Annotated in this window: 7 protein-coding genes; 3 read left to right on the top strand and 4 right to left on the bottom strand. The window is 44.3% G+C overall.

Features of this window, described 5'->3' with window-relative positions; genetic code table 11:
* Positions 1-384 precede the first annotated feature (384 nt).
* The gene (locus tag IM322_RS02210) at positions 385-3012 is read left to right on the top strand and encodes a chloride channel protein (protein ID WP_287672555.1); all 2628 of its coding nucleotides are present in this window, start codon (positions 385-387) and stop codon (positions 3010-3012) included.
* Between the two features lie 8 nt (positions 3013-3020).
* On the opposite strand, the gene IM322_RS02205 is transcribed toward IM322_RS02210, so the two are convergent.
* Positions 3021-3401 (bottom strand): DUF1830 domain-containing protein, encoded by a 381-nt coding sequence (locus IM322_RS02205; RefSeq protein WP_287077517.1) that lies wholly within the window; start codon positions 3399-3401, stop codon positions 3021-3023.
* Positions 3402-3926: 525 nt separating this feature from the next.
* Positions 3927-5228, bottom strand: a complete 1302-nt coding sequence (hemL, locus tag IM322_RS02200; RefSeq protein ID WP_287672557.1) for a glutamate-1-semialdehyde 2,1-aminomutase — start codon at positions 5226-5228, stop codon at positions 3927-3929.
* 404 nt (positions 5229-5632) lie between these two features.
* Here hemL and dnaN point away from each other — a divergent pair, with 404 nt between their 5' ends.
* Together dnaN and IM322_RS02190 are read left to right on the top strand one after the other, a co-directional pair.
* The gene (gene dnaN / locus IM322_RS02195; RefSeq protein WP_287672559.1) at positions 5633-6781 is read left to right on the top strand and encodes a DNA polymerase III subunit beta; all 1149 of its coding nucleotides are present in this window, start codon (positions 5633-5635) and stop codon (positions 6779-6781) included.
* 155 nt (positions 6782-6936) lie between these two features.
* Positions 6937-7674, top strand: a complete 738-nt coding sequence (locus tag IM322_RS02190; protein WP_287672561.1) for a hypothetical protein — start codon at positions 6937-6939, stop codon at positions 7672-7674.
* Between the two features lie 123 nt (positions 7675-7797).
* Here the strand turns inward: IM322_RS02190 and IM322_RS02185 are convergent, their stop codons facing one another.
* Positions 7798-8742, bottom strand: a complete 945-nt coding sequence (locus tag IM322_RS02185) for a gluzincin family metallopeptidase (RefSeq protein ID WP_287672562.1) — start codon at positions 8740-8742, stop codon at positions 7798-7800.
* 595 nt (positions 8743-9337) lie between these two features.
* Entirely contained in the window at positions 9338-10027 is a 690-nt protein-coding gene (locus IM322_RS02180) for a hypothetical protein (protein ID WP_287672563.1), read from the bottom strand.
* Positions 10028-10376: the final 349 nt, after the last annotated feature.

Raw genomic sequence — 10376 nt, 5'->3', positions numbered from 1 at the left:
GTCGGGTTTTGAATGGTTGTCATCCGTTATGATAATTGTACCAGAAGGCAATTGATAGCCTGTTAAATTCCCTTGTTTCCACCACCTCCAAGCCGTTCGATAACTTATTCCTGTTTTTTTTGCATAGTCTGATAGTTTCATGTCTATATGTTACCATGCCTGACTATATCTGACTATATTTGTATTGAAACTTTACAATACCCTCCGCTCAAAGACAGGGACAACCTTTGATCCTAGCCCATCGATAGAAAAACTACTATTAGGGCCACTGGTAGCAACAAGGTGAACGGTGACAGAACTTAACGGCCTATGATTAAAGAAACGAGGAATCAGAACCCTAAATAAATCCTCGCTCCGCCATTGCCTTGATTCTCCCTGATAATTATGGGACTTTTTGCCCGTCACCAAAACCTCCGTCAGTGGTTTAAATCCCAACACTTCGGACGTAGCGCAACCGATAGTCGCTATGCTTTACTGGTAGCCTGTTTAATCGGAATTCTCTCCGCTCTTGCCGCTATTATCCTGAAATTGGGTATCGGTTGGTTAGGTGGTTGGCGGGTGCATCTAGTAGCCAATTCCTCTCCTTTCCTAGTTTTGCCCCTCGGCGGTTTTCTGCTCGGTTACAGTGCCGGTTGGATTGTCGAACACTTCTCCCCCGCGGCCGCCGGGGGTGGTATTCCCCAAGTAAAAGCGGCCTTAGCTAAATATCCTTTGCCCCTGTCTTGGCGGGTCGCCCTAGTAAAAATGATCGGGGCGATCCTGATCCTTGGCGGTGGTTTAACCCTTGGTCGTCGCGCCCCCACGGTACACATCGGGGCGGCCCTAGCGGCCCAGTTAAGCGTCTGGCTGCCCACCAGTCCCGATCACCGTCGTCAGATGATCGCAGCCGGGGCAGCCGCGGGGTTAGCGGCGGGTTTTACTACTCCCATCGCCGGCGTTCTCTTTGTGATCGAGGAATTAATGCGCGATGTCTCCAGTATGACCCTAGAAACGGCGATTGTGGCTTCCTTTACCGGGGCCGTGGTTTCGATGATGCTGCAGAATACCCCCTCAATGATCACTGAATATGCCAATATTAGCTTCTCTGCCCAAGAAATACCCATTTATTGCCTTTTGGGGGTTTTAGCGGGCTTATTGGGGGCTTTATTCAATCAAGGCATCCTTTTTTGTAGCCAGATGCAGCGGCGTTGGCGGTTATCTCTGGCTTGGCGCATCGGTCTGGTCAGCTGGTTATCGGGAACAGTAGTGGCCTTTTTACCCGACTTTTTTCGAGATAATACGGGTTTACGGGAATTTTTGCTGGCAGGGGAATTAAGTTGGCAGAATACCGCCCTCGCTTTCGTCGTCTATTTTTTCCTGACGATGATCTCCTATAGTTCTGGCGCTCCGGGAGGACTCCTCGCCCCCGCTTTGGTGTTGGGCTCCTGCTTGGGGTTTCTGGTGGGGGGAATCGAGACGAAAATGATGGGTTTCGGCAGCGAAGCTAGTTATACTTTAGCGGGTATGGGGGCTTTTTTTACGGGAGTAGTCAGGGTTCCGGTAACGGCGATCGTGATTGTCTTTGAACTGCATCGCAATTTTAATGTTGTGCTGCCCCTGATGTTGACCTGTGCCGTTTCTTATATCACTGCCGAAAGCATTCACCCCGGTTCCCTCTATCAGCATTTACTTTCCGCTAGTGGCATTATTCTCAACGAAGAAACCCCTTCTAATGATGTGCTGGCCCATCTGTCGGCTATGGATGTGATGCAATCGCAGGTGGAAATTCTGCCGGCAGATTTACCCCTGGGGGAAGTGGTGAAAATTATGTCCCGTTCCCATCATCGCGGTTTTCCCGTGGTGGAACAGGGGCGACTATTGGGGATTTTTACCCAAAGTGATCTGGATAAATGGCGATCGAAAAACAGTCAAACGGTCCTACGGGAGATCATGACTCCCAATCCGATTACTGTGGCCCCCCAGGCAGCTTTAAGCGATGTTTTATTTCTGTTAAATCGCTATCAGCTTTCCCGTTTACCCGTTACCGATGGTCAAAAACTGGTGGGGATCATCACCCGCACCGATATTATTCGGGTGGAAGCCGATCAATTGGGGGGAGTTTGTCAACTGCCCCAACGCAGTACCCCTTCCTATGTGGTTTATCAAACCCGTTCCCCGGCCGTGGGAATAGGCCGGATTTTGTTACCTATTGCCAATCCCGACACCGCTACCGCTTTGTTTAAAATTGCTGCTGCGATCGCCCGTGAACGCAATTATGAAATAGATTGTCTCTATGTGATTACTGTGCCTCGTCTTAGTTCTCCGGCGGAAGTAAAGGTAGATACGCGGGAAGGACGCAAATTACTTCATCGTCTGGAAAGATTAGCCCGACGGCAGAATATCTCTGTTCATACACAAATTTCCGTGGCTCAGGATATCGCCGACGGGATTTTGGCCACGATTCGCGAACGACACAGCAATTTATTAATTATGGGTTGGACGGGGGAAAAATCGACCACTGGGGAGATTTTCGGGTTTTTAGTCGATACTTTGATTGCTGAAGCCCCCTGTGAAACCATCTTGGTAAAATTGGGGACAAAGGATTGTTTTCCCAACGATCTTAATCGGGAAAGGATGTGGCTGATTCCCACCGCCGGCGGTCCCAATGCCCAACGCGCTTTAGCATTATTGCCTAGTTTGCTGTCTTTGTCCGAGTCTTCGGATCATCCCAAACTTTGGTTATGTAAAATCTATTCCCCGACGGAGTTACTGCCAGCTCTGTCCACTATGTTCGTTTTACAAGCATCTTTACAGAAAGCGATCGCACAGCCGATTGTACCTTTACCGATTTGTTCGGCCTCTCCGGCCGAGGCGGTGATTCATCTGGTAGAATCGGAGGATTGTTCTTTGGTGCTTTTGGGTGCGTCCAGGGAAAGCTTGCTCAATCAGTTCTTAAATGGCAATATCCCCTCGACGATTGCCCGTGCGGTTAATTGCACTGTGATTCTCGTGCGAGGGGAATTATCAGATTAGGTTATTAGCTAGGCGGAAGCTAAAGTTAAACCGAAGGGTACGGTATTGTCAATTTTCGCCCCTTGACTTTCCTCTAGGGAATGGGGATAGAATATTTCCCTGTCTAGTTGACCATCGGAGTCATCCTCATCCCCATCGCTGATATAAAGGCGTTCACAGGGGATGTTATCGGAAAGGATGGCGCTGGCTATCATCCCCGTATGAATCTCTAAGAAAGCATCCGCTAGGGTCTCAAATACTAAACGCTGCCCGGGAAAAACCACCCTTTCAAAATACCAGTTAGCAATATTGGTGATGCGAACAATTTGAATATGACTGGTCGCATTGACATAGCAACAAAGAATACTATTTTTCTTGCCGTTGGGGAGGGGATCGAGAATCTGTGCCATAGCAATTGGGGTGATCTTAAAGTGGGTTTCTCATCGCTCCTTCACCCTAACATCCTTTGATCCCCGATAGTTGTAAAGATGATTACATTACTCTGATAAAAATCTACCGATCGCTTTTTCTGGTGATAGAAGGCGGTTTTTATTAAAAAATCATTAAATTTAACTAATGCCTAGTTTTGGCTATTTGTCAAGGGGGGAACTACGTTTTTTTGCTGTTTTTCTTGATTTTTTGCCCAGCTATTTATCGCTCAATTTTGTTGACGGTTTCAGGATTATAGAAACCGAGGTAATTTTTGTCAAGTTAGATACCTCTTGCTCTTGATATCCTCGATCTGCTTGACTAAAAAGGGGCGGCCTGTGCTGGGACTGATAAGTTTTACAGTGCTGGGGATAATAATCCCTCGATTGTTCGGGGTTTCTAGGCAAATTTCCCCTGAGAATCCCCGTCTTTTGCAAGCGGGGAGATGTCAACTCATGAATAATTGGGACTCTATCAATCAATTTTCCCGGCCGAAGCAGCATTAACTATAAACTTGCTAAAACCTCTTTAGCGGCGGCCAAAGTCCGTTCGATATCGGCCTCTGTGTGAGCTAAGGAAGTAAAACCAGCTTCAAACTGGGAAGGAGCTAGATAAACGCCTCTTTCCAACATTCCCCGGTGAAAACGACCGAATTTAGCCACATCGGCCTTTTTAGCCCCTTCATAGTTATGCACGGGGTTGCCAGTGAAAAACATCCCGAACATGGCACTGATATGACCTCCAGAAACGCTATGACCAGCATCTCTGGCCACTTTCAGTAGCCCTTCAGTTAAGGATTTGGTCACTTTATCGAGATATTCGTAGGTGCCGGGGCGCTGGAGTAACTCTAGGGTTTTAATTCCCGCCGTCATAGCCAAGGGGTTGCCGGATAAGGTTCCCGCTTGGTACATCGGGCCGGCCGGAGCGACCATAGCCATAATATCGGCGCGACCGCCGTAGGCCCCCACCGGCAGCCCACCGCCGATAACTTTGCCGAGGGTGGTTAAATCGGGGGTGATGCCGAATTTTTCCTGAGCGCCACCGTAGGCGATGCGGAATCCGGTCATTACCTCATCAAACATTAATAAGGCTCCGTATTCCTTGGTTAATTCCCGCAATCCTTCTAAAAAGCCAGCATCCGGCACGATAAAGCCGGCATTACCCACCACTGGCTCTAAAATCACCCCGGCAATCGAGTCGGGATTCTCGACAAAGAGGGCTTTTACCGCTTCCAGGTCATTGTAGGGGGCGGTTAAAGTGTTGTTAGTGGTGGTTTTGGGAACCCCCGGCGAGTCGGGTAGGCCCAGGGTCGCTACACCAGAGCCGGCTTTCACGAGGAACATATCGGCGTGACCGTGGTAACAGCCCTCGAATTTGATGATTTTATCCCGGCCGGTAAAAGCCCGCATTAAGCGCAGGACGGACATACAGGCTTCGGTGCCGGAATTGACAAAACGCACCATTTCGATGCTGGGAACGGCATCAATCACCATTTCAGCAAGAATATTTTCCTCGACACAGGGAGCGCCGAAACTGGTTCCTTTGTCTAGGGCCTGGTGCAGGGCGGCAATCACTTCGGGATGGGCATGACCACAGATAGCCGGCCCCCAAGTTCCCACATAGTCGATATATTCGTTACCGTCCACGTCGCGAATATAGGCCCCTTTGACGCTTTCAAAAACGATGGGTTGACCACCGACGGATTTAAAGGCCCGCACGGGGGAACTTACACCCCCCGGCATTAATTTTTGAGCGGCTGTAAAGATTTCTTTCGATTTTGTTGTTTGATACGAAGATGTGCTAACCAATCCTGTCTCCTTGTCTATTTGAGTCTATTGGTTCTGGGGGAGGCCCAGAGCTTTGTTTTGTTAACTTCCTGCTGCTTGTTCCATTTTAAAGATCACCGGCCTACATTTAACGCAATTTTTTCGCTAAGAAAGGCGCTGGTCGGCTAAAGTCTCGCTATTCTTGACTTGTAGCTTGATGGTTAACAGCTGATGTAATTGGCTGAGAAAGGGCAAAAATTTCACTGTTGACAATTTTTCCACAATCTTTTCAGAATTGCAGTAAAAACCTAGCAATGGCCGAAGTTATTGCTATTGATAGATTTTAGCCCGGAAAGAGCGATCGAAAAAAGCTCTGGTTTTCCACAGATTTTCCACAGGGGAATTCTTGCTATTATTTTTTAGCGTACAAAAAAACTATTCCTCCTATGAAATTTACCAGTAGTCAAAGCGAACTCAACAGCAATTTATCCCTAGTTAGTCGGGCCGTTGCCAGTCGTCCTACCCATCCGGTGTTGGGAAATGTTCTCTTTTGTGCCGATGAAGAAAAGGGCGAAATTAGCCTGACTGCTTTTGATTTGAGTTTAGGGATTCGCACCAGTTTTCGGGCCGAGGTGGTGGAAGGGGGCAAAATTACCCTGCCGGCAAAATTGCTTAACGATATTGTCTCTCGTTTGGGAGAGGGGGAAATCACTATCTCTGTGGAAGAAAACAAGAATGATGAGGAGCATAGTCTCGCTTTTCTAAAAACTGCCTCGGCACAGTTCCAAATTCGCGGCATGAAAGCCGATGAGTTCCCAGAATTGCCCACGGTGGCCGATGGGGAAATTGTTAATTTACCTGTAGTTGCCTTGACAGAGGGACTAAAAGGTGCATTGTTTGCCGCTAGTGGCGATGAAACTAAACAGGTGTTGACGGGGGTGCATTTAACTAAAACCGTCGATTGTCTAGAATTTGCCGCTACAGACGGTCATCGTTTAGCGGTGGTACAAACTCCCCTAGAGGAGGTAGAAAGTGCCTCTGGTGGCTTTAATGTCACCATTCCGGCCCGGGCCCTGCGAGAATTGGAAAGAATGATGTCAACAAAACAAAATATCGAGACTATTACTCTGCATGTGGATGATTCTCAAGTCATCTTTGAAATGGGGGAACAGAGGTTAACCAGTCGTAAGTTAGAAGGGGCCTATCCCACTTATAATCAGTTAATTCCTAAATCCTTCGAGCGTTCTTTGGTTTTAGACCGCAAACAATTAATCCGTTGTTTGGAATTAGTGGCGGTTTTATCGGACCAAAAGAATAACTTAGTCAAGTTTAGCCTCGATAGCGAAAATGACCGTTTATCCCTAGCGGTGGAATCTCCCGATTTAGGTAGTGCCAAAGAGTCCATGGCGGCGGAAATTCAGGGAGAAAGTGGCGATATTGCCTTTAATGTTAAATATTTGATGGACGGTTTGAAGGCTTTACCCAATAATGATATCCAAATGCAGTTAAATGCTAGTACCCAACCGGTTATTTTTACCCCCTTGGGAGGTTTAAAGATGACCTATTTGGTGATGCCGGTACAAATTCGTCAGTAGTTCTGACTTAATCGAAACCGTGGGATGTGTTTTTAACCTATCCCATTTTTGATCCTGTTAACTCAATCCTATTTTTTCGCCAAAGGATTGGGTTTATTTTCTCTATTTTGGCGATATACTGTTGATAATTGAACAACTTCACGGATTGAATTGATATGTTATTATCTACTCCTGAAACAATTCAGAATATTCTTTGGCAAGGACAACTAGAATTGGATAGCGAAGAAATTGAGGAAGAAAATTTTAGATTTATCTCACCTCCCTCACGGCCTAGCGATGCACCAACTGTTAGCATCGGACAACCAGAAGTTTGGCCATTAGCTGAACTTTATTCTGGTGCAATTCCCTCTTGGTTAGAGGTAAAACAGAATGAGGCACAATTTTTTTTAGTCCGTTTTGCCTGTTCTCTTCGTAATAGTGGAGAAGATAGATTTCAAATTACTCAAGCTAAATTTTCTGTTGATTTACTGCCAGATAATCAACAAAACCGGGCTATTGCTTTTGATCTATATCCGTTGGAAATCAATCAGGAAATCAAGCGGAACTTTAAAGTTAGTCTGTCCCCCAATATCAAGTTTAAGGAAGCTCAGGCAAGTTTAGGAGGAACGGATTTTGCCCTAGAATACCCCGAATTACAACCAACAATTATAGCGACAGGAGTTGGGGAATATAAGGCTGATTGGGAATATCGAAAAGCACAGGGAAAAGGAGTTCAAGGAAGTAAATTTATGCACATGATTGTCAAAGTCCCTAATAATATGCAATTGGTGAGGACTAAGTTAAATTTGACTGCCCGTTTGGAACAAAATGGTAATCCCTTAGTTAGATGGCTTTTTAAAACTGACATTAAAAAAGTGCCAAGCGATTGCTTAATAGTCAATTTAGTTGGCTAATAAGTAGGTGGGTGGAATTAAATATAAGATGAACGTAGGTTGGGTTGAAGTATGAAACCCAACGCCCGCATGGGTTACGCTACCGCTAACCCATCCTACAAATAATTGTGCCTCCCTACTTATTTACTCAATTCCTACATCAATAAATGCTTGAGAAATAGCGTCTAATTGGTGGTTTGTGTGGGGAGAGGCTCTTAGTAATACTTGGGCTTTTTCTTCAAATACTCTACGACTCTCAGAGAAACTCTTAGGGAACCTATCGAGCGTGGAAATATCTTCTAGAACAGCACCGAATAGCTTAAGAGCAAATTCGCCATTAAAAAGAGGCTGTCCATTGATGACAGTGTTATGAATTGTCATCAATCGATAAAAAGCATGACTATGAATCAAGGAAAGTTCGTAATAATTCTTGGCCGTATTCCAATCAATTTGTCCATAGACAGACCCTGCATCTGTAAACCTTAAAGAAAGTAATTTATCTAATTGTCTCTGGGATACGGTTCCTTCTTGAAAGTTTTCTCCCACATCCCACAGCCAATTATGAGGATTATTCCGATAACAACCATCATCCCTATGATAGTTACGCACTAAAACCGCAAATATATCACAAAAAGATTCTTCAAGGGCATTTTTTTCTGAAAACTCATCATCTATTGGTCTATCATTTGAAATGCTCTGAATTAAACCATGACAAAATTCATGAGCTACTACTGTGATATCGGTTCCATAGGAACGGTTTATACCATTAATTTCTCTTTGTCCAAATAAAGCCCGTCTAGTTGTACGTCCCCATCCAGCAGGGGGATAGTTACCATATTTGTCTTTAACATTAACATTAATGATAGCTTCATATCTATCTAGTGGTTTGTTGAAGTTATCATCGATAAACTGGGCAACGGTTTCAACATTAGAACGAGCTTGTTGGCAAAAATCGCGACAAAGATCATCGACTAATCCGTAATCAGTGAGAATGATATTACGGGAATAATCTTTATATCTCAAATTATAAGTTCGTGAAAGCCCATAGTTACCATTAGATGGTGCGTCATTGCATTCTGTGCAGACCATAAGTTTTTGCCCCCGATAAATTCATAAGTTCCAGTCAGTGGTTAAGTAATTAATCTTGTTAGAAAGTCGCCCAATGTGTCAAGATGGTAAAATTGCCATAACCAGTTCAGTGATTGATACCCCATCGGTTTCTTCGGTCATCAGCAACCTCTTTTCTACAATCATCTACAGGGTTTCACTACGAAGGCTAACAAACCAATTACGGCTCTTCGTTACTTGTTATGGTTCGATAGGGTGGCATAAATCGACTAAATCCTTATCTGGCAAGAGATTTAATTGATTAGTTCGCTCTAGATCAAAAACAATTGACAAAAATCGCCAAATGTCTTTCTCTATAAGGGTTCCATCCCTTATAACCCCCGTTCATTATTTAGGCAAAGCAAAGGCACAAAAAGCCGATCCCTCCTTAATCTCCCCTTGATAAGGGTGGTGTCTGAAAGTTTTTAACACCTACCTACTTATTTCCTGTTAACAACTGAGTTATATTTAAATAATGCAAAAAAAGCTTACCAAAACCAGCCGAATAGTTAGGGATATTTTGGCAAATATCTCCAAACGATAGACAGTTTGGCAGTAGGTTATGGACAGAACCCTTTTAGCAGAAGGTTCTCAAATTTGAGAGTTCGAGTATTATCTGACCTGTGTGGGCATCTATCACATAATCAGTTAATTCCAGTGATGTTCCAACAGATTTTTCGCCACTGGTTGGAGCCATAACTTTAATATTCGTAACATAAACAAGTCTCCATTCACCTAGCTTGTGACTGGAGCCATTAGAAAAGTGTTTGAAATAATAGTAAAGCTCGGGATTAATATCACAATCCTTTAGGGCTTCTGGGGAAATAGACTCACCCTTCTTAAGACAATATTTGCTTATCGAATCTTTTAGATCTTTTTCAGTAACTTTCGGATTTTTGTCAGGAAATCCTTTGTTTACAGCTTCATCTTGAGCAACTTCAGACGAGTTTGCAAACAAAAATTTATTGTCTTTGTCTAAATCAACAATGATCGAGGAGCCGTATAAAGGGATACCTTGGTATTGGAGGCGATATTTGAATTTGAATGCTTGAGTAAATATCGATTGATACTTATCTACAAGTTTAAATTCAACCAGCAAACCCGTGGACAATCGGACTTGCTGAGTGTTCCTCGGCTCGGGTTTGGGCTGAGAGCCAGTGAAGCGGCTAAACTCCTCTTCCGCGCCACCGGGTGAACCTGAGCCAGACAACTTAATGGCTATATCTTCTAATTCAGTTGTTTTTTTCTTTTCTAACTGTTTTGGCATTTTACAATCACTGCAAAGGTGTTACAAAAACGAGATAAAATAACTCTGTATGTACATTTACATTAAAAAAAATTGCTCGAATATGTCAAGTCTGTACAGATAGATTCATGGAATATGTATGTACATTAACAGCGTTAAAAATTTCTTATATATTTCTCATGTGTTAGGGTACAAAACGCACATACAAAAACCGCCCTCACCAGTTCAGTGATTGATACCCCATCGGTCTCTTCCGTCATCAGCAACCTCTTTCCTACAATCATCTACAGGGTTGCACTACGAAGGCTAACAAACCAATTACTGATAATTTTAACAAGGTTTACAAAAATTAATGCAGATTTTTTATGCA

The organism is Microcystis sp. M109S1 (assembly GCF_020247025.1).
Lineage (GTDB): Bacteria > Cyanobacteriota > Cyanobacteriia > Cyanobacteriales > Microcystaceae > Microcystis.
Note: the sequence above shows the minus strand (reverse complement) of the source record. Positions and strands in the feature narration are given on the sequence as shown.

Bases quoted from the DNA above. Each gene is read 5' to 3' on its own strand.
- IM322_RS02210 (WP_287672555.1), top strand. From the start codon at position 385: ATGGGACTTTTTGCCCGTCACCAAAACCTCCGTCAGTGGTTTAAATCC.
- IM322_RS02205 (WP_287077517.1), bottom strand. From the start codon at position 3,401: ATGGCACAGATTCTCGATCCCCTCCCCAACGGCAAGAAAAATAGTATT.
- dnaN (WP_287672559.1), top strand. From the start codon at position 5,633: ATGAAATTTACCAGTAGTCAAAGCGAACTCAACAGCAATTTATCCCTA.
- IM322_RS02190 (WP_287672561.1), top strand. From the start codon at position 6,937: ATGTTATTATCTACTCCTGAAACAATTCAGAATATTCTTTGGCAAGGA.
- IM322_RS02185 (WP_287672562.1), bottom strand. From the start codon at position 8,742: ATGGTCTGCACAGAATGCAATGACGCACCATCTAATGGTAACTATGGG.
- IM322_RS02180 (WP_287672563.1), bottom strand. From the start codon at position 10,027: ATGCCAAAACAGTTAGAAAAGAAAAAAACAACTGAATTAGAAGATATA.